Source organism: Gimesia chilikensis, assembly GCF_008329715.1.
In the GTDB taxonomy this organism is placed as follows: Bacteria; Planctomycetota; Planctomycetia; order Planctomycetales; family Planctomycetaceae; genus Gimesia; species Gimesia chilikensis.
The window spans coordinates 57,289-81,025 of the sequence record NZ_VTSR01000004.1; the positions used below are offsets into that span (position 1 = coordinate 57,289).

Annotated in this window: 17 protein-coding genes; 8 read left to right on the forward strand and 9 right to left on the reverse strand. The window is 51.4% G+C overall.

Going from position 1 to position 23,737, the window contains the following annotated elements; translation table 11 throughout:
* Positions 1–112: 112 nt before the first annotated feature.
* The 6 genes from FYZ48_RS03520 to FYZ48_RS03545 all read left to right on the forward strand — a co-directional run bounded on the left by FYZ48_RS03520 (position 113) and on the right by FYZ48_RS03545 (position 6,322).
* Complete coding sequence (locus FYZ48_RS03520; protein ID WP_149337583.1) at positions 113–2,089, forward strand: hypothetical protein; 1,977 nt, start codon at positions 113–115, stop codon at positions 2,087–2,089.
* Positions 2,086–2,757: an ABC transporter ATP-binding protein gene (locus FYZ48_RS03525; RefSeq protein WP_149337586.1), complete on the forward strand. Its 672-nt coding sequence runs from the start codon at positions 2,086–2,088 to the stop codon at positions 2,755–2,757. Before FYZ48_RS03520 ends, FYZ48_RS03525 begins: the two co-directional genes overlap by 4 nt.
* Entirely contained in the window at positions 2,754–3,935 is a 1,182-nt protein-coding gene (locus FYZ48_RS03530) for an ABC transporter permease (protein WP_149337588.1), read from the forward strand. Before FYZ48_RS03525 ends, FYZ48_RS03530 begins: the two co-directional genes overlap by 4 nt.
* Positions 3,936–3,940: 5 nt before the next feature.
* On the forward strand, positions 3,941–4,903 hold the full coding sequence (locus FYZ48_RS03535) for a metal ABC transporter substrate-binding protein (RefSeq protein ID WP_149337590.1): 963 nt from the start codon (positions 3,941–3,943) through the stop codon (positions 4,901–4,903).
* Positions 4,904–5,182: 279 nt separating this feature from the next.
* Complete coding sequence (locus tag FYZ48_RS03540; protein WP_198422175.1) at positions 5,183–5,419, forward strand: hypothetical protein; 237 nt, start codon at positions 5,183–5,185, stop codon at positions 5,417–5,419.
* A 57-nt stretch (positions 5,420–5,476) separates the two neighbouring features.
* Positions 5,477–6,322, forward strand: a complete 846-nt coding sequence (locus FYZ48_RS03545) for a TatD family hydrolase (protein ID WP_145187571.1) — start codon at positions 5,477–5,479, stop codon at positions 6,320–6,322.
* A gap of 83 nt (positions 6,323–6,405) precedes the next feature.
* On the opposite strand, the gene mog is transcribed toward FYZ48_RS03545, so the two are convergent.
* The 4 genes from mog to FYZ48_RS03565 all read right to left on the reverse strand — a co-directional run bounded on the left by mog (position 6,406) and on the right by FYZ48_RS03565 (position 13,106).
* Entirely contained in the window at positions 6,406–6,936 is a 531-nt protein-coding gene (gene mog / locus FYZ48_RS03550; RefSeq protein WP_149337592.1) for a molybdopterin adenylyltransferase, read from the reverse strand.
* Positions 6,937–7,105: 169 nt separating this feature from the next.
* Positions 7,106–8,566: a proton-conducting transporter transmembrane domain-containing protein gene (locus FYZ48_RS03555; protein ID WP_149337601.1), complete on the reverse strand. Its 1,461-nt coding sequence runs from the start codon at positions 8,564–8,566 to the stop codon at positions 7,106–7,108.
* Positions 8,566–9,954, reverse strand: coding sequence for a proton-conducting transporter transmembrane domain-containing protein (locus tag FYZ48_RS03560; protein ID WP_149337603.1), 1,389 nt, complete (start codon positions 9,952–9,954; stop codon positions 8,566–8,568). Before FYZ48_RS03560 ends, FYZ48_RS03555 begins: the two co-directional genes overlap by 1 nt.
* The gene (locus FYZ48_RS03565; RefSeq protein WP_149337605.1) at positions 9,954–13,106 is read right to left on the reverse strand and encodes a DUF2309 domain-containing protein; all 3,153 of its coding nucleotides are present in this window, start codon (positions 13,104–13,106) and stop codon (positions 9,954–9,956) included. The genes FYZ48_RS03560 and FYZ48_RS03565 overlap by 1 nt, the downstream gene beginning before the upstream one ends.
* Positions 13,107–13,983: 877 nt before the next feature.
* Here FYZ48_RS03565 and FYZ48_RS03570 point away from each other — a divergent pair.
* On the forward strand, positions 13,984–14,658 hold the full coding sequence (locus tag FYZ48_RS03570; protein ID WP_145187554.1) for a carbonic anhydrase: 675 nt from the start codon (positions 13,984–13,986) through the stop codon (positions 14,656–14,658).
* A 58-nt stretch (positions 14,659–14,716) separates the two neighbouring features.
* Here the strand turns inward: FYZ48_RS03570 and FYZ48_RS03575 are convergent, their stop codons facing one another.
* The 5 genes from FYZ48_RS03575 to FYZ48_RS03595 form a co-directional block, all read right to left on the reverse strand.
* On the reverse strand, positions 14,717–16,381 hold the full coding sequence (locus FYZ48_RS03575; RefSeq protein WP_149337608.1) for a formylmethanofuran dehydrogenase subunit A: 1,665 nt from the start codon (positions 16,379–16,381) through the stop codon (positions 14,717–14,719).
* A 67-nt stretch (positions 16,382–16,448) separates the two neighbouring features.
* The gene (locus FYZ48_RS03580; RefSeq protein WP_149337610.1) at positions 16,449–16,706 is read right to left on the reverse strand and encodes a zinc ribbon domain-containing protein; all 258 of its coding nucleotides are present in this window, start codon (positions 16,704–16,706) and stop codon (positions 16,449–16,451) included.
* 28 nt (positions 16,707–16,734) lie between these two features.
* A complete protein-coding gene (locus FYZ48_RS03585) occupies positions 16,735–17,724 on the reverse strand; it encodes an ABC transporter permease (RefSeq protein ID WP_149337612.1) in 990 nt (329 codons plus the stop codon).
* Between the two features lie 36 nt (positions 17,725–17,760).
* Positions 17,761–19,296 carry a sugar ABC transporter ATP-binding protein gene (locus FYZ48_RS03590; RefSeq protein WP_149337614.1) on the reverse strand — a complete coding sequence of 512 codons (1,536 nt, stop codon included), beginning with the start codon at positions 19,294–19,296 and terminating at the stop codon, positions 17,761–17,763.
* Positions 19,289–20,431: a sugar-binding protein gene (locus FYZ48_RS03595; protein ID WP_242022366.1), complete on the reverse strand. Its 1,143-nt coding sequence runs from the start codon at positions 20,429–20,431 to the stop codon at positions 19,289–19,291. Before FYZ48_RS03595 ends, FYZ48_RS03590 begins: the two co-directional genes overlap by 8 nt.
* A gap of 352 nt (positions 20,432–20,783) precedes the next feature.
* Here FYZ48_RS03595 and FYZ48_RS03600 point away from each other — a divergent pair, with 352 nt between their 5' ends.
* Positions 20,784–23,711, forward strand: a complete 2,928-nt coding sequence (locus FYZ48_RS03600; protein WP_149337618.1) for a c-type cytochrome — start codon at positions 20,784–20,786, stop codon at positions 23,709–23,711.
* The last annotated feature ends 26 nt before the right edge of the window (positions 23,712–23,737 follow it).

The following is a 23,737-nucleotide window of genomic DNA, read 5'->3' on the forward strand; positions in this document are numbered from 1 at the left end:
GCAATTCTATACCGGGTCTCGGTACGATCAAAAATATAGAATTGTAACGATCCTGCCTGTTAACGTCTCACCTGTCAGAAATAGCCCGATACGACCTGCTGCGAAATCAAATATGTTCACGCGCGTTGCTCACTCCCCGTTTCTCTCTGCCCCTGACAGGAAACCGTTCCGGTTTGCTCGACTGCTCGGACTGATCTGCCTGACGCTGCTGTCGGGGCTCTGGTTTTCTGAGAAAGCCGAAGCGCATCCCATTTCGGTCAGCCAGGAAAACGTCTATGTCACGCGGGAAAAAGTGGTGATCTCGATGCAGATTTATGTCGAGGATCTCTACTTCTTTCAAAAGCTGGAACCGGATAAAGAGAACATTGTCTCCCAGAAACAAATCAAAGAGGCGATCAAAAAGCACAAACAGTTTCTGCTGGATCGTCTGCTGGTGCGGGACATCAACGGTGAGCGGCTCAAGGGAAAAGTCGTCTCGGTCGACGATTCTTCGGTCTCCTCTAAAGGGGTGGCCATGAGTGACCTGATGGCCTTCACGCTGGATTTCCAGCTGGAGTATCCACTCAAAGAGCCCCCAGAGTTTTTGACGTTCAGCCAGCAACTCGTCGATTCAAATGCAGGCTTTCCTGCCATGGTTCAGTTTAATCTGAAGCAGGAAGGATCGGAGACTCCCTATTCCGTCTCAATGAAACCCCGCGAGCCCCAGACGATTCGCTTCAACTGGGATCACCCGCCGCTGGCTCCGGATGCCTCGGAGGAAGACTGGCAGAAGTGGTTGAAAGAACGTCGTGAAGAGACGCTGGGGATTACGAGTTATGGTACCGTTTACTCGTTTCTCTACATCGAGGATTTTGAAATCCGTCACGAAATTCTGATTCCGCTGGCGACGTTGGAGTCATTCTTCACACTGGAACGCAAGGATGAAGATTTTCTGTCTGTCGCGGAACAGGAAGCATCGCGCGACACGATCGAGGAATTTTTTGCCAAAGCGAATCCGATCGAGATTGATGGAATTGTCGTGAAGCCGGTGATCAGCCGCCTCGACTTTTACGGACTGGATTTCAAGGATTTCGCGAAACCGGTGGAGAAGAAGCGGGTCAGCGTTGCGAATGCCCGCGTAGGCATCATCTTGACATACAGTACCAAGGGGACTCCCGACAAAGTCAAGGTGACCTGGGATATGTTCAACCGCAGTGTGTGGAGCGTGGAATCTGTCTGCTTCGCATTCGACAAAGCTTACAAGCCGATCTTTTCCAAGCTGGAACGAAACAGCGAATTTGTGTGGACCAATCCGGGACGCAAAGTCAGCCTGGAGGTCAATCCGGTAGAAGTCGCTCTGCAGCCGCGGACACAGTGGTCGGTCTCGATGCTGACTGCAGGGGGATTATTTCTCTGCCTTCTTCTGGCATTAAGTTTGATCAGCCAACGTCAGAGGCGGAAATCGACTTATACCATGCTGGCCATTTTACTGGTGGTGAGTCTGCTCTGCTGGCCGGTCTCCCGTGTGACTTTTGCCAGTCCCCTGGAACCGGTTCCGCATGTGTCGGCAGAAAAAGCAGAAACGGTTTTCAAAACCCTGCACAAAAATATTTATCGCTCTTTTGACTATCACACCGAGAGCGATATCTACGATGCACTCGCCAAGAGTGCCGATGGTTCTTTTCTGGAGACACTTTATCGGCAGATTAACCAGAGCCTGAAAATGCAGGAGCAGGGGGGCGCGGTAGCGCGGGTAACCGACGTGCAATGGAAGACCATCGAACCCCAGGCAGGTACCACAGCAGATTCAACCCCGCCAGCTGATGAGCGTAGCTTCGCGGTTCAGTCGACCTGGACGGTCTCGGGCACTGTGGAGCACTGGGGGCACATCCATACCCGCACCAATCGCTATCAGGCCGTTTTCTATCTGCAACCGGTGGAAGGAGTCTGGAAACTGACGGGCATGAATCTGCTCGATCAGGAACGTCTGCCGTTTGAAACCGGTTTGCGGGAAGTCAAGATCGAAGAAGTTAAGCCGGAACCTGAACCCGACAGAAAAAAATCGCGCAAAGGCAAGACTACTAAATCCTCGGATTCGAGTTCCTCATGATTCAGATCAGACAGCTCAAGTTTGGCTATCCGGAATCGAGTTTTCGGTTAAATATCCCTGAGCTGGAGATTCAGGATGCGGAAAAAGTCGCCGTCATTGGTCCCAGCGGCTGCGGCAAAACGACCCTGTTGAATCTGATCTCCGGGATTCTGATTCCAGATCATGGTGAGTTGACCGCGGGTGATGTCGATTTGCGTACTCTTAATGACAGTCAGAGACGAGCCTATCGCATTTCTCAAATCGGCTTTGTCTTTCAGGAATTTGAGCTGATCGATTATCTCAATGTCCGGGAAAATATCCTGCTGCCTTATTATATCAATCAGACTCTGAAGCTGGATGAAAGCGTGCAGGCACGGGCACGTGATTTGGCTGCCTCGATGCAGATCGAGCAGTACCTCAATTCACGCATTGATCAGATTTCCCAGGGAGAACGTCAGCGGGTTGCGATCTGCCGGGCACTGTTGACTCAACCTCAGATCCTGCTGGCCGATGAGCCGACCGGAAATCTGGATCCGGCCAACAAACGCCTGATCCGGGATCTGCTGCTGGAGCATGCCACCCGGACCAACGCCATACTGATTATGGTGACTCATGATGATCGCCTGCTGGACGAGTTCGACCGGACGATTGACATTGAGCGTTTTCATGAAATGGTGAAAACGGCATGAATGGGATTCTGCGTCTCACATTACGCTATCTGGCGTATAACAAACTCAAAACAGTCACATTGATTCTATGTGTGACGCTGGCGGTGCTGCTGCCGGTCCTGCTGCACTTCGCTGTCAGCTGGTTCGAGCAGGATCTGCACTCCCGCGCTATAGCCACTCCTCTGGTGGCGGGTGTGAAAGGCAGCCGCTTCGATCTGGCTCTACAGAGCATGTATTTCAGTCGGGCAGATCTGGAACCGACTAATATGCAGGCCGTGGAAACCATTCAGGAATCGGGTTACGCCATGCCGATTCCGCTGGCAGTCCGGTTTACTGCGCAAGACGCACCAGTCGTGGGAACTTCGCTCGATTATTTCGAATTTCGAAAGCTGAAGTTAGCTCAAGGAACCAGCCTGAAACGACTCGGGGACTGTGTATTGGGCGCCAGCATCGCTGAGCGTTTGCAGTTGAAACCCGGCGACAGCCTGATGTCCGATCCGTTGAATGTGTTCGATCTGTCGGGGAATTACCCGTTGAAAATGCGGGTGGTGGGAGTGCTCGAGCGTGCCCATTCGCCAGATGACGAAGCTGTGTTTGTGGATTTGAAAACGGAATGGATCATTTCCGGAATCGGTCACGGCCATCAGACTATTAATGCAGAGACCAGCAAAGATCTGGTGCTCGGACAAAAGGACCAGCAGACTGTGGCTAATGCGGCGGTACCTCAATTCAATGAAGTGACCGATGAAAATCTGGCATCGTTTCACTTCCATGGGGACACTGGTACTTTCCCGGTATCGTCGATCATCGTGGTACCCAACGATGCCAAATCAGAGGTCCTGCTGCTGGGCATGTATGACTCTAAGGATGCCGATGTGCAGATGATTCGGCCTGTAGTAATTGTAGATGAACTGTTACAGGTTGTGTTTCGTGTTAAGCAGCTGTTTGACGTGAATACGTTCCTGGTTTCGTTCTCTGTGGGGCTGCTGCTGGTGCTGGTGTTTACGTTGTCCTTGCGTCTCCGTCGTCGCGAACGACAGACGATGTTTCAACTGGGCTGCAGTCGTTCGGTGATCTGGAAACTGCAACTGACCGAAGTGCTCTTGATTCTGGTCAGCAGTCTGGTTCTGGTGTTATGTATTACAGCTGTCGTGCGAGTGTATGCCGAACAGCTGCTGCGAATATGGATTATTGATTGAGTCTGATGATGCGAAAATATGCCCTGTGGTTTGTACTGTCCCCACTGATATTGTTGTCTGCCTGTGAGTCAAAAGAGAGTTCGCCAACCGGGGAGACAGCAGCTGACGCACCCCCTGTCGTTGTGGTCGTCAATTACCCGCTGGAATTCATCGTGGACTCACTGGCTGGTTCGGAAGTCAAAGTTCTGAATCCAGTTCCCCCCGGCGCAGACCCCGAAACCTGGATTCCCGACGATGAAGTCGCAGAAACGATCCAGCGGGCAGAACTGATTATCACGAATGGGGCTGATTTTGCTGACTGGGTGAAAAAGCTCTCTCTCCCACGATCGAAGGTTCTGAGGACATCGTTGTCACTCAAAGATGCGCTGGTGACAGTTCCTGATTTTGAAGTTCACAGTCATGGCACTGGAGGAGCACATTCCCATGCGGGTACTGTCGCGTTTTTCTGGCTCGATCCCAATCTGATGTACCGACAGGCGGAAGCCATCGCTCAACGACTGACAAAGTTGAACCCTGCTGACAAGCAGCAGATTGAGTCCCGACTACTCAAGTTCAAGGAATCGCTCGCGCCACTCAATCAGCAGCTCGATCAGATGAAAGCCGATTATTCGGGACGGCACTGGTTTTCCCGGCGTCCCGTCTATCAATACTTGGCCCGGAGGTGCGGCTGGGAAATGTTTCACCTGCACTGGAAACTCGGGGCAGAGCCCACTGAAGGCGAGTGGGAACAGATGCAAACCCTTAAGAAGGAACATCAGATTTCAGGTGTCCTCTGGGAACGGTCCCCGGGTAAAGACCTGCGTGAGAAATTGGATGCGCAGGGCCTGAATTCATTCGTCCTCAACCCGCTGACCACAAAACCGGCAAAGGGAGATTATCTCACCGTGATGCAGGAGCAGCTGTCACAACTGGCACAGTTTCTGAAATCAAATCAGCCGGTCTCCACCGAAGAAAAGAATCCCAAGTAATTGGTATATCTATGTTTTGAGACTGTACGAATTCTGCCTTTCTCAGAGGTCTCAGGACTCGTAAACCCGAAAACAGACGGGATCGGCCACCAGAACTTGATTGGGCCAATTACTACGACTGCTGCATTTATACTGAATTTCTGTTTCCGGTTCGCTGGATTTCGGGTTGAGTTCAGTTGAGGGAGTAGGAAGTACCGATGTAAGGTATATAATGTGGATAAATCACTGTTTTGAGATGATGGATCACGACCTGTTACGATAACCCGAAAGGTTTTAATGATGCAAACAGCTTTACAGGTTTTGGACCGGGAATACCTCGAAGCCCGCTGTGCCCTGCTGGAACTGGCTGCGGCCCTGGATCGCGTTGATCGCGCTCACGATCATGAAGAAGCGGCCAACAATTTTCAGGATTCCCGTCTGGACCAACTGAATCAGGCAATCAAGATCTTGAGCGAAGAAAGTCACCTGCCAAATCGATCGGAGCGTCTGCTGCTGCTTTTCTCCGACCTGGACTGATTCTCCAACGTTCTTCCTCCCCGCCATTTAATGATCTAAATTTTCAGCGAGACGAATATGCAAATCATCCAACCTCATTATCATGCGATCGCCCGAACAGCCCAGGACTATGAACGGATGGCAATGTCCGGTGTCGTAGCCGTTGCTGAGCCTGCTTTCTGGGCCGGCTTTGACCGTCTGTATCCGGAAACCTTTGTGGATTACTTCCGCCAGATCAGTGAATTCGAACCAACCCGTGCCGCTGAATATGGCATTAAGCATTACTGCTGGGTTGCCGTGAATCCCAAGGAAGCTGAAAACCCGACATTGAGTCACGAAGTGCTCAAGCACATGCCGGAATTCTACGAAAAGCCGAACGTGCTGGGCGTGGGAGAAATCGGTTTCCATAAGACAACCAAGAATGAAGAAGAGATCTTCGAAGCCCAGGTCGAGCAGGCGATCAAATATGATCAGCTGATTCTGATTCATACGCCTCACCTGCAGGACAAAGTCCGCGGAACCAAGCGGACCCTGGAAGTCCTGGCGCACATGAACGTCAATCCGGAACGGGTCTGGATCGACCATGTCGAAGAACACACAATCCGCGAACCGCTGGAAGCGGGCTACTGGGTCGGCTTCACTCTCTATCCTATTACCAAGTGCTCGCCCAAACGGGCCTGTGACATGCTCGAAATGTATGGTCACGAACGAATCCTGGTGAACTCCTCAGCTGACTGGGGACCCAGTGATCCCTTTACCCTGCAGCAGTGTGTCGTGCAGTACCGGGCACGCGGCTACTCGGTTCAGGATGCGATCGAAATCTTCCACAACAATCCGGCGCGATTCCTGGGACAGAATCCCAAATTCGATATCAAGCCGATTCAACTGGAAACAATCGAAGAAGAAATTACAGATATGGTCTAAAACGACCGGATCTCGGAAAGAAATAAACAGGAGTCGGGTTCATGCTCGACTCCTGTTTTGCTGCGCGGATCTCAGAATCGCGCCTATTTCTTCTTCGGGCGAAAAGCGACCAGACGCTCCTCATCGGTCTCCAGAAAGGGACCTTCCAGCAGGTCGATACAATACGGGACAGCCGGAAAGACAGCATCCAGGCATTCCTGGATCGCCTTGGGCTGACCAGGCAGATTGATGATCAACGTCCCACCTCGGATCACGGCGGTCTGCCGGGAGAGAATGGCGGTTGGTACTTTTTCGAGTGAGACCTTCCGCATCAGTTCTCCAAAGCCGGGCATCTCTTTTTCCGCGACTGCGAGTGTCGCTTCCGGCGTGATGTCCCGTCTGGCAGGACCGGTTCCGCCAGTCGTTACGACCAGGCAGCACTGCTCTTGATCACAAAGCTCGATCAGAGTCTCTGTGATTGTGGAGAGTTCATCAGGAATAACGCGTGCCTCAGGCGTCCAGTCGCTGGTCAGGACTTCTTTCAGATACTCGTGGATCGCCGGGCCACCCCGGTCTTCATACTCACCTCGACTGGCGCGATCGGATACTGTCACAATTCCTATTCTGGCTGTCATTTATTATCGATCTGAAAAGAGAGCAATAAGGAAACTCAGGTCTCAAACACGTAACTACCTGACTGCTGGATTATAACGCTTCGTGGACTGAATTTAAAAAGAGATTGCTTGCTAAACAGACTTTTAAACCTACTTATTCCGTTGTGACAGTACTGATCAGCCAGCTGATTCAGGGAGACGTCTTTAGATGATGTTTATGTTCGCTGAGACTGTAATCAACGGAAACTTTGTTTTCTTGAAAGACCTCATCACGCTGTTGAATTAATTGAATGGCTGCATGATTTCGGGAGATGACACCCGGTTGTGGGTACAGGCCGCCGCCGATGACAAGTGCGACCAGGATCAGAATGGCGACATGTTCTGGAACCCGTGCCCGAAGCGATATGGACGCCGAATGGTGTGTTCCCGTAAAGACCCGAAAGTAAACCTGCAGAATCGCAATGCTATTTAAAGCTGTCGCGATCACAACTGCAGTCCCGACCAGTGGGTAGATTTCAATTACTCCTTCAATCAGAAGTTCGGTTCCGATAAAGCCCAGCGTTCCGGGAAAGCCGATTGACGCGAGGCCCGTAACCAGAAATAACCCTGCCAGGGTGGGAGTGTGTTCGTAAAGTCCATGATAGGTTTTCAGAGAAATTCGACCGGTTCTGGCTTCGACAGAACGCAGAGTTAATGCAAATCCGGCCAGTGAAATTCCAACAGAAATCCAGACACATAATCCACCTGTCAGTCCCAGGGGAGTCGCCATTTCTAAACCAACGAGCACCAGGGAAGAATGGCTCAGGAACAGATAGCAGAAAAAACGACGGGCTTCCTGTTGCACCAGCGCCATGCCGGCTGCATAGACGGCTGTAATCAGGGAAACAATCGCGATGCCCTGCAATGCCCAGTCAGGGGCAATGGGGAAGACCAGACGTAAAATGGCGTAAGCGCCCGTCATGGGAGTGACGAACAGTAAGGCGGTTCCGAATGTGATTTTATCGAATAGATCTGTCATCCAGCAGTGAAGTGGAATGATGCCGTTCCGCAGCAAGGCGGCGGTAGTCAGCAGGGCTCCGGCGATCAGTGAGAGTGTGCCGCTTTGATCCTTGAAGCTGGAAAGTAAGCCTCCAGCGACCAGAAGCAGGACAAACAGCCCCATGTGTAGAACATAGACACGGCTTGAGCGTTTATTGGACCGGAATTCCAGTAAGGGAGGGATTGTTGCCACGGAAAGTAAGAGAATGATGATCCACGGTTCTTTACTGCTGAGCGTCGACAGCAAGATCGCTTCGGAGATTAAAGTGTTACTGAAAGAAAAACTATGTCCCTTGGTCTTCAGTGTGGAAAGCACCGTCAGGAGGTAAAGCAGCGCTGCCAGCGGCAGCAAAGGGGCACTCAAGTCATCGACCACAAAGAGGTTTTTATGGAACAGTCGATAAAACAGGGAGAACGGTTCAGAGGCAGCAAACGTTTTGAGACTTACAAAGTCGATCCATCCGCAGATCGTGACCAGACAGGTCAGTGTGCAGATGCGGATGCAGCGCTTGTAAGCACGATCCCGATCTGGAGTGAATTTGAGCCAGATTGATCCCAGCAGAGTGATCAGGACGGATATTTCCATCCAGGGGAGATGGAGTTCGGGCAACATTAATTTTCCTCCAGAGAATCAGAGACTGGGGAGACGGATTCAGATTCTCTTTGATCTTCTCCGGAAATCAGATTCGTCCAGCGCGATTCTAAACTGTCACAATAACGAAACAGGCCAACAAAGGGGGTGATGATGAATCGGTTACAAAGCATATCCAGATAGCCTCGTTCCAGTTCAAATCGATACAGTGATACACGATACCGTTCGGGCATAATTCGAACCCACAGTGATGGTTTTTGTGTCAGATGAGCCCCAATCGCATTTTCCAGTGAATGGTAATCGTGAAATAATGACGGCGCTCGCAGCAACTGTAATGTTCTCAGACAGGCGTGCCCGATGATGTGAATCAGCGCGATGTAACGTAAGCCACATCCGATTTCGACGACGATGATGCTCACCTGAGTCAGTGAGGCAAAGGCGAGTGCACTTTTGATATCAGTTTGCACGCGGGCAACGAGAGTACCATAGATCGCGGAGACCAGTCCCAGCAGGATGACTGCCAGGCTGAGTAGCGGGGATAGCTCGAGAATCGGACTGACACGCAACAGCAGATAGGCGCCCAGATGGACGGAAAGTGATCCGTAAAAAACAGCACTCGAGGGCGTGGGGCCTTCCATGGCGCGCGGTAACCATCCGGAAAATGGTACAAGGGCGGATTTTCCCGCTGCCGCGAATAACAGCAGTAGTCCGATAAACAACGCGTGTTGCTCTGAAATCGAAGCCTGCCCATCGGGCCAAGAACCTGTTCCCATCAGTTCGGCGAAGTCACCTGCGCCAGTTAAATGGTGTAACATGATTGCCGCCACCAAAAATGCGGCGTCAGCAATTCTGTAGATCGACCAGATCCGCAGCCCGTTTCGAACGGGGTTGAGGCGTTCGTGAAAAAATGCCACCAGCAGTGCTGAAGAGAGTCCGACTAATTCCCAGCCGAAAAAGAGTGTCTCAATCGTTCCTGCCAGCGAAGAAACGATCATTCCCAGCAGAAACAAGGCATAGCAGATGAAAAAACGATTATAGCCGGGTTCCCGATGCAGATAGCGACTGGCGAATGCGCCAACGGTGCCACAAAGGATAAACGATAGAATACAAAAGGGAATTGATAATCGATCGAAAATAAACTTCAAATGGAAGTGAAAATGTTGCTCGGGGAGCACGACCCAGTTACCCATTTCGACAGGAACATATCGTTTGCCCAGGCTAAGCATCAGAACCAGGACAGCGATCGCGGCGAACAGTCCCATGACGACGACCGTCTGGGTCGCCTGGGCGATCAGTCGCTCACCCAATGGTTTGTTGATCAGCGATGTTGTACCGAATAATGCCAGGAGCAGGGCAGGGCCTGCGACAATACATACGCCGAGGAAATGGAATGCAATTTCAGAATTCATTAGGGAACCGATACCTGTTTCAGCGAAGGGGAGATGGCAGGATTTTCAATGGAGGCAAAACCAAGATGATCCCGCTTGCCACGGTACCAGTCTATGGAAGAGGCTGTACACGGGAGTTGCTCTGACTCAGGCCGATATAGTGTGAAAAATCCATTTCGATATTCATGGATCTGGGAGGTTTCTACATCAAGGATGGCTAACTGTACCCAGTTACCATTCACCAGTCTCGCAATTCCTGGATTGTCATTGATAATCCGGGACATGGCCTCTTTTGTCGTTTCGATGACGAGGAGTAACCTTACGGGTTCATGAATCTCGACCATCTGCCAGGGAAGTCCAGGTCGAAGGTCGCTGGCGGAACCGTCCATCACACCTAACAGAGATGTGATATTATGTGCCAGCTTTGTGCCACAGCCATAACCTGTTGAATCGACGTATGAAAAATAGTATTCCAGATTGATCCCGGCACAAACGGGAATGACCGCCTGTAGCAACCGTTCCAGAATCTTGCTGTCTTCATCATCCTGCAGGGGATTATAGGATGTCAGAAATGCACGACGATCCAGAAACAGTCCACGGTTCCATTCTCTGCGACCGACAAAGCAGATCGAATTAGTCGCGTGGCCATACTCGGGACGTACCTGTGAAAGGTCCTCTGCACGACCTTCGACATGTCGCAGTGCTTCATCAACTGAGAGATCAAGATCGGCAGATTCAAACCGTCGGCAACGTTCATGGGCATTGTGAGCGCGGGCCGCGGAGATGTGCTTATCTGCCGTTTCAAACAGTTTCCGGTGGGAGACTGGAAGACGGTCGAGGTCATACCAGGTGACGTTGTCGTTACAGGTGTTGTGATAGCAGCCTAAAAAATTAGTCTCATCGGGGATGACCAGGTTGTGTTCAGACAGGATACGTCGCACTCGGGGATCGTTTGCCATTTGAGCGAACGCACGTGCATTGGGGCCTCCGCGACCTCCTCCGCATGCGCCACAATCATGCGCGGCTTCGTGCGGGTTATTCATGCTGGAAGATCCGTGGCCACAAATAATGACCAGGGGAGAAAACTGTTCAGATCGTGCCAGCCCCATGGCCCGTAATCCGCCTTCAACGATTTGCGCCATTTCTGTAATCGAATACCCCAGTTGATCACCCTGATTCCCTGGCTCGGCACTGATTCGCTCCAGCCTTAGTTGAGTTGTGGGAGGAGCCACGATGCTCTGAAACATCCCGCGGATCTGGGCTGTTGTACGTGGAAAGAGCGTGCGGGCAACCAGTGGAAACGCTGCCAGAGAACCAACCAGGCCGGTTAACAAACCACCGAGGAAAGTCCGAGTCCCTACATGCGTCTGATGAGTGGCGCGACCGAGGCGACGACGTGTGACAGCGCGGCGACGACTGATGCGTTCGAGTGAATAGAGCGTCTCTTCCTGCACAAAATGAATCGGTTTAATATTAACCGGGCATAGCGGAGTGAAATGGGCGTCGGCAGCACCACGATAGTACATCGCGACACCAAAGAAACCGGCGATTCCAAACGTTTCGCACTCGGGAGCGATTTCTTCCAGGTGTCGGCGGAATGATTCTTCACGTTCATCAATGCAACAGACGACCTGATATGCGGGCTGCATCGGTTGCTGGGGCTCAGCCTGAGCCTTTAATTCTCTGTAGCGTTTTGTATGTGCTGAAACTGCGTTGAGGATGTCGTTTCGGTATTTTCGTTCATAAGCCAGGTGGAATATGCGTCGACGTTCCAGGCTCGAAAATTGTTCAATTTCCTGAATGAGCAGTATCCACTGTTCATCCGAAAGATACATCAGGTCTTCCGGGTTCCAGCCACGCACCTGAGAAAGCTGGAATAAAGTAAACGCCAGTTGATATTGATGGTCTTTCAGGCAGGGGTGGGTGTTTTTCAGGATCTCATTGCGGACCGTTGCCAGGGAGCTCTCAAAAGGAAGTGATTCCTGCATGACAGCCGTCACAGCGAGCCGATCGAGGATCAGGCGGACCGCCAGGAATTCGATCAGAGTTCCTTTGGGAGCAGGGTGGGGAGCCCATTCCGCATTGGATTCCATTTGCCAGACAATTCCCGACCACCCCCGCAGCGCAAGTAGAGTTTGAGAAATATAATCATCGCGTTCTTCGTCAGGGACTCCCAGCAGCGAGAGGGATTCGCTGATTGATTCCAGGGGGCTGAGGTTAGACACCAGCAGCCGATTGATTTCGCTGTTGAGTCCTGAGAGTGCCACAGAGGGACTCAGTTTTGATCCGGAATATAAATTCAGGAACGCATGATAAAATCCAGTTTTACGCTCGGGTAGCGTCCATGCGCCAAATCCCTGATCGAGAAATGCTGCACAGAAACGAATTAAAACATCGTTTACGATCAGATCAGAATCGACGCCGGTTGCGCTCATTAACAGATCTCGGTGTCTGACCGTTTTTTGTGTGGTGCTCATCGGTTTGATGTTCGCAGACTGGACGCGGTTGTGGCAGACTTCCCACAGGAAGTGTAAGGCAAATGATTCCCACTTCTGCGCAGTCCATGAATCCATGGATTTCGTATTGAACTGACCACAAAGGCTGCTCATGATCATTTCTGACTTTTGATCTGTCGGATGCTTGCCTTCGCGGAAGTCCCGCATGATCCAGTTTTGTGTTTTGGCAATCGTCTGGGCGCGGGTGGCGGGCGAAACTTCCTGTCGAAAGCGACGTAAAGCATCGGTTTCTGCAATGAACCAGCGTAATTCCGCTACGGGGCCTGAATGGAGGGGGAACTCTAGCATGGCCAGGCGAAGGGCGTACCTTGTTCCAAACGTACCAATCAGTTGATCTGCCCTTTCAGCAAGTTCGTCGTGTAAGACGGCCTGCAGGTCCTGGACGCGGATTCGCTGGTTATCCAGTTTTTTTCGATAGCGCTCTTCTGGCAGGTATGGATGGCAGCCAAAAATCTTGCCGCCTGCCGAGACACCGTTCTCAAAGGGAAGATTCTCAAAGGCATGCAGCGTATTGTGGTGCACGAAGACCGTAATCGGACCTTGAGCTGGCAGATAATGTGCGGCATGCTCTATGGCATGGAGCAGCTCAGCATGCTCTTGAGAGTCTGTCGATAACTCAGGCTGATCGCCTGTTTTGTTTTCAGTGGGTTTATTCATGATGAATCACAAGCTACTGCTGCGCCCGGTTGAGTGTGCGCATAACTTCCATATGAGGGATCACCAACCGTCTCAGGAAGGCAGAGGGTCTGCTCCATAACCAGACAGTGATTAGAATGAGGACTGCTTAATTATCGTGAGCACGCAGCATTAAGACAGAGTTGTAGAAGCCAGTAGGCAAATCCTTGCAACTGAATTTGCGCAATCAGACTGCAGAAACTGGTGGGGCCCGGGAGCAGTCAGGGCTGTAAGCGATTCTCGTGGGGATGACAGCAACATCATGAATAGAGCGATCAACATAATCTGTCTGATTAAAGTAGTCGCTCGATATTCTCAGGAGCTGAAAGGTGAGTTCCCATTTTTTTAACTCGTCCTTGGATTTACTTTCTTTACCCACAGGTTGATTGATGGGTGAGGATTGTCCTTCCCCGACAGCAACCTGCGAAGGCATAGATCCAAAGATCAGTACGCAGAAGAGAATTAAATAAACGAGGAGTCTCATTAATGGTTCCAGCATTAACAGTTTCAGTTTCGCCGCTGAAAAACAGTCAGAAGGACGAATTTTAACCGCTAATAGCAGAGGTCAAAAACTGGTATACGGGAAAACAATATACGTACTTTTAACAGGGGTGACAAGTCTGTAGAACCCTTGTAACAGTCGAGATCAGGGATGTGTATAATTGTATATTTTGGGTGGGTGGTTATCGAATAAGCAGATTATCTCACCTATCACACATTTATATTATTATACTGATATCAACATTTATTGTCTGAGAGACTGACTAGAATGTCTGAGAAAAGGTGTTTTATCAAAACTTCTCTTTGACTACATTACCGCGGTAATTGAACAACATTTAAATATCTTGGGAGTAATGAGATGCAAAAACTTGTCGATGGAATTCACAAGTTTCAAAGAAACTATTTCAGCCAGGACCAGAAGCTGTTTGAAACTCTGGTTGAAGGGCAGCATCCGCTCGCCTTGTTCATCACCTGTTCGGACTCCAGAATCAATCCGAATTACATGACTCAGACCAAACCTGGAGAACTGTTTATTCAGCGAACTGCCGGTAATATTGTACCAGCTTATGGAGCGGTTCACGGTGGTGAAGCTGCGACAATCGAGTATGCGGTAAGTGCGCTCAAAGTGAAGGACATCATCGTCTGTGGCCACTCCCATTGCGGGGCCATGTCAGGTCTGCTCAATCCCGAGCTCATTGAGAAGATGCCTGCTGTCAAAAGTTATCTGGAACACGCCGAGTGTACGCGTCGGATCGTGGATGAGAATTACGGGCATCTTACCGAGCCCGAAAAACGACTGATTCTGACCGTTCAGGAAAATGTACTCGTACAGATTGAAAACCTGAAAACGCACCCCTCGGTAGCTGCTGCGGTAAGCCGGGGAGAATTAAAGCTGCATGGCTGGGTTTATAAATTCGAAACTGGTGAGGTATTCAATTTCAATCCGGATGAGGGTCAGTTCCTGCCTCTGGAAGAAGACGTCTTATCCGAAAAGGCATTGGATAAAGCGATGCCACCGATCTCCCCCATCTAACGTTACTGGAGAAGCCTGCTGCCCGCACTGCCTTGTTTCTTAAATAGCGATGAGGTGTTTATTCGGGTGTGCAGGCTATTTTTTCAGCCAGCGGCAGTTCACCCTCATCGATCTGATAGTTACCAAAGCGGATCGAGTAGTGATCGTTAAACCAGTCCTTGATCTGAGGCAGGAATTCCTGGTCAAATTCAGGAGCGGTGAAGAAGGTGCGTCCGAAATGGTGCGTCTGAATTTCCCCATCGGCAACAACCATCTCTCCATCTTTAAAGACCCAGCGGGGGCGTTCAAACATTTCCTGGCGGTTTTGCTGTGGGGAGTAAATTGTGATGTCAGCATGAGCGCCGGTGCCCAGATGCCCTTTGTCTTTCATGCCCAGCACACGGGCAGGAGCAGCCCGGGTAATAATGGCGATTTCATAGAGCGAATACTCGCGCGTCAGATCGGCCAGTACGCTTCGCTCACGGATCGCTTCAGGCATCTGTGACAGGAATTCGTCACGGAAGCTTTTATCCATCAGCAGATATATAATCTCAGGATAATGATAGAAGGCACCACCATTGGGGTGATCGCTGGTCATCACGACCCGCCAGGGGTCTTCCATCAGCAGATACCATTCCAGGGCGATCGCCCATTGGACGGCATGAATCAGGCTCCGCTGCGGACGGTATTCAATCGGAATCACACCACAGCTGCTTTCTAGTTCGCAATCGGCGGTATACCACTTATTGCGATTGATATTATGCAGGAACTGACTGAACGGCGTATCCCCGGTCATGGAGAGGGTCAGTCCGGGATTGATGTGTCCCACGTCCACCGTGATGTTTTCGTGTGACTGGACATAATCGACCAGTTTCTGGGTAGCCGAGGAAAAGCTGCTCGGGTCGTTGGGATCGCCATCATACGAGTGAAACTGGACGTGTGCCAAATGGCCTCGATGCCCCTCGAGCGATTCCATTGTGTTCAGAGTGGTTTCCCAGTTGCCGGGAATTCCCAGATTATTACAGTGGATATGCACTGAGTGGGGGAGTTCCAGGCGATCAGCGGTACCTGCCAGTCCGCGTACAATCTGGCGGGGTGTCACGCCGAAACCTTCTACGGGAGCGTCCAGTTCCCACATTGATTTGCGACTGATCTGTTTCCAGTCTTCAACGCCCCCCGGATTGACGATCTTGATTGTGTAACCCTTGGCCGATTCCAGCAGCCAGGCGCAGTAGGAGTCCAGCGCATTCTGATCCTGATTCCGCAGATGCTTCATTACGAAATGATTGTTGCCGAACAGCAGGTAGAAACCTTTATCCAGAATCGGCGTGTCCTGCAGTTCCTCATGGGCATGGCGGGCGTGCAATCCTGGAATAGCGGCGTCCATGGCCGTGGTATAGCCGATACTGGCAAACAGGTAGCCGGTGGCGAATGTGCTGGGCACCACGCCTCCTGTGCCGGAACGCGTCTGTTCTGTGCGGAAGATGGGGGCAGCCTGACGCTTCATCTCGGGCGTCATTTTTCGGCCTGCGTTCACTTTGGGACCGGCAATATGACAGTGCATATCGATCCCACCCGGCATCACGGTGTAGCCGCTGGCATCCAGGGTTTTACCGGTGAACGAGTCTGCATCCAGGGGACGGTCGATGATCTTACCATCCTGAATCCAGAGGTCGCGGACCTCACCATTGACTCCATTGGCTGGATCGTAGACCGTTCCATTTTTTATCCGGAAGAGAGACACGGGATACCTTTTGTCGTGACAGTCACATCAGGCAGCAGCACAATGCAATGACGCGGAAATGTGAAGATTAATGGTGGCGGCAGCAATTGGATCGTCCACAGCCGGGATCGGCCATGGGAAGTTGAGATTTTTTATTGCTGCTTTCCCCTTTGAAAAGCAATCCGCCTGAGATCAGACGTTCGACTGGAGCTGACGCGGGAGTGCCGTTGAGGGGGACTCCTGCTTTCTCGCAGACTTCACCCCAGGTTTTGAGCGATTCGTTCATGCGATGGCTGACTTCAACTGTTTCGTTGTTTGATTCACAAAAATATTCGTAGGTGATCATACTGATGATTCCGAAGCTTTCGAAACGACTATCCCGATGTCTGTCTGGCCTGCTGAATCGCCCGGCGTTTCTGTGCATAACGTTTCACAAGTTCGTCCGAGACGACGCCGACCAGAATTACTGCACCAATGATAGCAAATTCCAGCTGGGAGGGAATCCCCAGCATGGTGATTGAATTACGCAGAACCCGCATCAGAGCGGCACCGATTACCACTCCCAGAATCGTCCCTTCACCGCCGCGAATACTGCATCCCCCCAGTACCGCTGCTGCAATCGCGTACAGTTCGTAAAAATTACCAATCCCCTCGGGCTGGACCGAGTTGATATCCAGGCCGAACAGAATGCCCCCGATACCCGCCAGGAACGAGCAGATCACATAAGCCGTGATCACAACTTTATCGGTTTTGATGCCGGAATACCGGGCGGCTGCCTCATTGTTTCCGATGGCTTTCAGATAGCGCCCAAAAATCGTTTTATTCAGCAGGAAAGCAGCCAGCAGAGCCAGGCCGAGCATGATTAGGAACGGCACAGGTAGCTTGAATCCTTCGATGAAGGGGAGATCGATTTTACCCGTCGCGAGATAGCGGAGTCCTGCATGAGCCGTGCCGAAGCCCTGGGTTTGATCCTCGGTAATCCCCCGGGCGACACCCCGATAGATCAACAGGCCACACAGGGTCACGATAAAGGGTTGCAGTTTCAGTTTGGTAATCAGTAAGCCATGTGCGAGGCCGATACAGATCGAGAGAGCGCCGACGATCAGGAAGGCGAGCGGAACGGGAACCCCTTTGGCCAGCAGGTATGGCAACATGGTTCCAATCAGGCAGATCACCGAACCGATCGACAGATCAATGCCGCCGGAAATGATGACAAAGGCGACGCCAATACTGATAATTCCAAACAGGGATGTGAGTCGCGTCACATTCTGAATGTTATACGCAGACACAAAGTTCTCATTCGAGACGGCAGTCACGCCGCAGACAACAATCAGTAAGATTAGGATTCCCAGTATTTTTTTCATGATTCTGATTCTCAGGTATGATTTCAGCTTAGATGATCATTGCGTCTGACTGTGGCTGAGTGTCTGGCCGGTCGCCAGTTGCATGATGGCCTCCTCGCTCAATTCATCGCGGGAGAGTTCACCTGTCATCTGTCCCTCATGCATGACCAGCACACGGTCAGAGATACCGCGGATCTCTTCCAGATCGCTACTGACGAACAGGACCGCCATGCCTTGAGAGGCCAGTTGATTCATCAGTGTGTAGATTTCTTCTTTCGCGCCAATATCAACGCCGCGGGTGGGTTCGTCGAGCAGCAGCACGCGGGGATTCATGGCCAGCCATTTTCCCAGCACGACCTTCTGTTGATTTCCGCCAGATAAAAACTGCACGATCTGACTGTCGCTGGGAGTTTTGATCTTCATCGCCGCGATCATCTCTTCGGAGATGTTGCGTTCCTGATTGAAGTTAATTCGACCCAGTGATTTTCGATCGCGCGTCAGGCTGGCCAGACTCATGTTTTCGCGGACTGCCATCTCCAGCACCAGTCCCTGCAGTTTACGGTCTTCGGGTACCAGCGCCAGACCCGCTCGGATGGCATCCTTGGGAGAATTGATCTGTATTGCCTGTCCGTTGACAGAGATGGAACCACTGAGTGGAGAGTCGATGCCAAACAGCACCTGCATCAGTTCTGTGCGGCCTGCTCCGACCAGTCCTGAAATCCCAACGATTTCATTCTGCCTGATCGAGAAGTTGATGAAGTGAGATGGATAAGCAGGCGTGCGGAGATTCTTGACTTCCATGACGACCGGACCGGGTTCATGGGGCGTATGTGGAAAAAACTGGGAGACATTCCTGCCCACCATTAATTGCACCATCCGTTCATGAGAGATCGAGCCACGATCCAGATCGCCGGCGTTTTCTCCATCGCGTAAGACGACGACACGATCGGCCAGGTCATTGACCTCTCCCAGCCGATGGGAAATGTAAATCACACTGACCCCTCGTGCCTTCAACTCGCGGATGACGGCGAACAGGGCCTCCGATTCATGCAGAGAAAGGGACGAGGTGGGTTCATCCATAATCAGAATTCGGGCATTGATGGAAAGAGCCTTGGCAATTTCGACCATCTGTTGCTGTCCGACGGTCAGGTCCCCTACCAGGGTTTGCGGGGGAAGATTCAGACCCACCTGTTTGAGCAGTTTTTCGGATTCGAGGTAAGTCTGCTGCTGGTTAATCACATTCCAGGAAGCGGGTTCTCGTCCCAGAAAAATATTGGCTGCGATGTCCAGATTCTCACAGAGGTTCAACTCCTGGTGAATCAGGGCGATCCCGTTCTCCAACGCAGCCTCTACGTCGGAGATTGAGACTTCTGCTCCTTCGATCAGCAGTTTTCCCGAATCTGGTGGCTGGACACCCGCCAGAATTTTCATCAGCGTACTTTTACCGGCACCATTTTCACCAATGACGGCCAGTACTTCTCCATGGTTTAACGACAGGCTGACCTGGCTCAAGGCTTTAACGCCAGGAAACTGTTTGGAGATCTGAACTACTTCGAGAAGTGGTGCCGGATGAGTCGTGGCAGGACTACTCATCCTTCTGCGGTTCTTTCTGCTGTTGTGGGTAACGGGGGTCTGGTGTTGCTCCCAGATCAGTTTTCTTTGCAGATTTTGTTGTCTCGTTTGCGGGCTGATCCTGATCTTTTTTCGCGGAATCGCCGAGCAGTGATTTCAGTTCGGTCCAGAACTCCTCAACATTGTCCTTACGGATTTTGCGAGCTGGAATGTGCAAAATCTCATTTTCCGGGATCACTGATTTGTCACCGTTGGCGAGTGCTTTCAAAACGCGTACCGATTCGTAGCCGTACTGGTAAGGGTTTTGAACGACGGTGCCTACGACCGTCCCATCCATAATTCCCTGCAGGCTGGCTTCATTTTCGTCAAATGAGACAACCTTGATTTCTTTCAGTTTACCGGCGTCACGAATCGCCTCTAGGCAGAGCGGGGGATTGTAGGCAAACAGACCCACCATGCATTTTAAATTGGGATACTTGGCAATCGCGTCTTCCGCATTTGCTTTGGCCTGCGGATGGTCGAAGTCATCCGTACGGGTATCCAGAATCGAGTATTTGTCATTCTTGATGACCTCACCTGGTTCGTCGTAGCGGGAACCGTCGTGCGAGCGATCCATCAGTTCGTCAATCACACCCTGCCTGCGTTGACGGGCATTGGCCTGACCCAGACGCCCTACAAACAGCATGACCTCGCCTCCATCCGGCAGGGCTTCTTTGACCAGTTCTCCACACATGCGACCGGCGGTGTAGTTATCCATGCCGATATAGCACTGACGTGGACTTTCCGGTGCGTCGGAATCTTGAGTGATCAGAATCGATCGCTCAGCGATTTCTTTTAACAGCTCATTTTGATTTTCTGGATCAATCGGGCTGATCGCGATGCCGTCGACGTTCTGAGCCAGCAGTTCCTGAACCATTCGTTTCTGATCCGCCACACCCTGGGGGGGCATTCTCACTTCGACATTCACATCCAGATCTTCACCCGCTTTTTCAGCACCTCTCTGGGCAATCACCCAGAACGGGTCGACTCCGTTTGTGACGAAAGCAACTGTTTTTTTACCGTTCCCTTTCTGCTGGTTACAGGCGGGTAACAGAATCGAAATACTTAAGATAGTTGCAAAAAGGGTGCAGCTCCGAATCAGTTCGCGACAGGTCATCAAGTGAGGCTCCTTGTATTTATTGTGCGTAAGATCAGGTCGAATGAAATGTTGATATTATGATGATTGACTCAGTCACATGATGCAATGATTTCGTAGAAATATCGAGTATACCCGAGCCAAATCAATAAATAAAAAAGAATACAGACTGGTTTTCAATGCTTCAATTGGCTGTTATCATAAGAGATCGCCTACCCGGGGCATTCTCTCCTCCGTCACAGGCTTACCTTCCCGTGTGATTGATCTCTTGAGACGATCTGATGAAACAGACTATCAGTCTCGCTGTTCAATGGCACAATCCCATTCAACTTCATATTTCATCTAACTTTTAATGCATTACAGGGGCAGCAACGTGATTCAAGCACTAAAAACATTGTGTATTGCTACCAGTGTTCTGCTGGTATCCCAGGCCATGCTCGCGGCCAAAGATTCCAGCGCACCCGATTCGACTCAAGTCTGGACCTTCAAACAGAAAGAACACGGGTGGACTCCCTATCGTGACTGCACTCTGGATGTCAAAGACAATCTGCTGCAGGTAAACAGCACTGGTAAAGATCCCCATTTTGGCCGCGAACTCAAATCTCCGGCTGGTTGGAAGAAAGTCAAAGTCCGTCTGCGGGCTCCCTATCGACTGCGTGGAGAACTCTACTGGAAAACAGAACAGAAAAACGGGTATGCCGACGAACGTTCTGATAAGTTCGATACCCGTGGAAATAACAAAGACTGGCAAGACTTGACCTTTGTGTTTTACGCTGACTCTCCTCTGACGGGACTCCGCTTCGATCCTTCCAGCCGCAAGGGACTGGTAGAAATCGAGTCGATCTCGCTGGAGGATTCTGAACCGCCGCGTTCTGCGACTGCCACCCCGGTCGATCAGATCAAGTTGCTTGAGGGTTACAAAGTCGAATTGCTTTACTCGGTACCTACCGATGTCGAAGGGTCGTGGGTCAGTATGACCATCGATCCGAAAGGCCGTCTGATCGCCTCTGATCAATACGGTGCTCTCTATCGCATCACGCCAGCTAAGATTGGTGCTAAAACCAACGATACCCAGGTTGAAAAACTGAATGTCGATATGGGAATGGCGCATGGTCTGCTCTATGCCTTCGACAGTCTGTACGCCGTTGTGAATGGTGGGGATACGCGTCCTTCCGGTCTCTATCGTCTCAAAGACACCAACGGAGATGATCAGTTCGACGATGTGCAGTTCCTGCGTGAGATTAAAGGTGCCGGAGAGCATGGTCCCCATGCGATCATTCTCTCTCCCGATAAAAAGTCACTCTACATCGCTGCCGGCAACCATACCGATCTGCCCAACCCTGAAAAATCACTCGTTCCCCGCAACTGGGATGAGGACCTGCTGCTGCCACGTCTGTGGGATGCCCGCGGACATGCGGCTGGTAAGCTGGCACCCGGTGGTTGGATCTGTCGTACCGATCCGGAAGGGAAGGAATTCGAATTAGTCAGTAGTGGTTTCCGCAACGAATACGACATCGCCTTCAATCCGGAAGGGGAACTGTTTACTTACGATGCCGATATGGAATGGGACGTGGGATCTCCGTGGTACCGTCCGACTCGCGTCAATCACGTGACCAGCGGCAGCGAATTCGGCTGGCGTTCAGGAACGGGCAAATGGCCTGCTTACTATCCCGACAGTCTGCCGGCTGTGGTAGATATCGGTCAGGGCTCGCCCACAGGGATTGTTTTCGGAACCGGAACCAAATTCCCTGCGAAGTACCAGCAATCGCTGTTCATCTCCGACTGGAGCTACGGCATCATTTACGCTGTGCATATGAAGCCCCAGGGAGCGTCTTACGTCGCAACCTATGAAAAATTTGCTTCGGCAACACCTCTGCCGGTTACCGATCTGGTTGTCAATCCGGTTGATGGGGCGCTGTACTTCACGATTGGTGGACGCCGCACCCAGTCCGGTCTGTACCGGATTACCTACACCGGTAAAGAATCGACGGCTCCCGTGTCGGCGACTCCTGCCGAGCTCGCCGGTTATCGGGCACTGCGTCGTGATCTGGAAAAATATCACGAACAGCAGAACGAAGAAGTCGTTTACAAGGTCTGGCCTTACCTGGGGCATGCTGATCGTCACATTCGTTATGCTGCCCGGATTGCCCTGGAACATCAGCCTGTCGAACAGTGGCAGAACTGCGTGTTGATCGAACAGGATCCCGCTACTTTGATCAATGCAGGGATCGCGTTGGCCCGGAATGGAAAACCAGCTGTCAAACACGCCCTGCTGGAGAAACTGAACGGCCTCGACTGGGCAGCATTATCTCAGACCGAGAAAATGGATCTGCTGCGTCTCTATCAGCTCGTCTTCATCAGACTCGGTGAACCGACTGAGCGGGAACGGATTGATGTTCTGGCACAAATCGACAAGTCTTATCCTGCCAGTGATGTCTTCATGAACCGGGAGCTCAGTCGTCTGCTGGTTTATCTGAACGCACCGAAAGTGATCGAGCGAACTCTGGCACTTCAGGACAAAGCCCTGACCCAGGAAGAGCAGATCCACTATGCCAAGGTACTCAGCAGTCTGGCCAGTGGCTGGAACAATGACCTGCGGAAACGTTATTTCGAATGGTATCTGAAGTCGATTGCTCACAAGGGCGGGAGATCATTTGATAAGTTCCTGGTTAACATCCGTGCGGAAGCCATCAAAACGCTGACCGATGCGGAAGAGAAAGCCCTTAAACCGGTTCTGGAAATCAATCTGGAAAAAGCCGAACCGGTATCTCAGGGGCCGCCACGACCGGTTGTGAAAAAGTGGACCGTTGATGAACTGTTACACGCAGCCAATAACGATGATGGCCAGCGGAACTTTGAACGGGGCCGCGAAATGTTTGCTGTGGCGGCCTGTTTCAAATGTCATCGGTTTGCCGGTGAAGGGGGAACCATTGGACCCGACCTGACCGGCGTCGGTGGGCGTTTCAATGCCCAGAACCTGCTCGAATCGATTATCGAGCCTTCCAAGGTGATTTCCGATCAGTACGCCTCCACTATGTTCATTCTGGATGATGGTCGTGTTGTCAACGGGCGGGTCATTAACCTGAGTGGTAAAAACCTGATGGTGCTGACCGATATGACCAATCCCAGTGATCTGGCATCGATTAACCGAGATAGCGTTGAGGAGATGATGCCTTCCAAATCATCCATGATGCCGACCGGGCTGGTGGATACGCTGACGAAGGAAGAAGCCCTTGATCTGCTCGCCTACCTGCGATCTGGTGGGAATTCAAAACACGAGCTGTTTAAGAAGAAAGACTAGAGTCAGCACGAAGTACCAGGATTTCC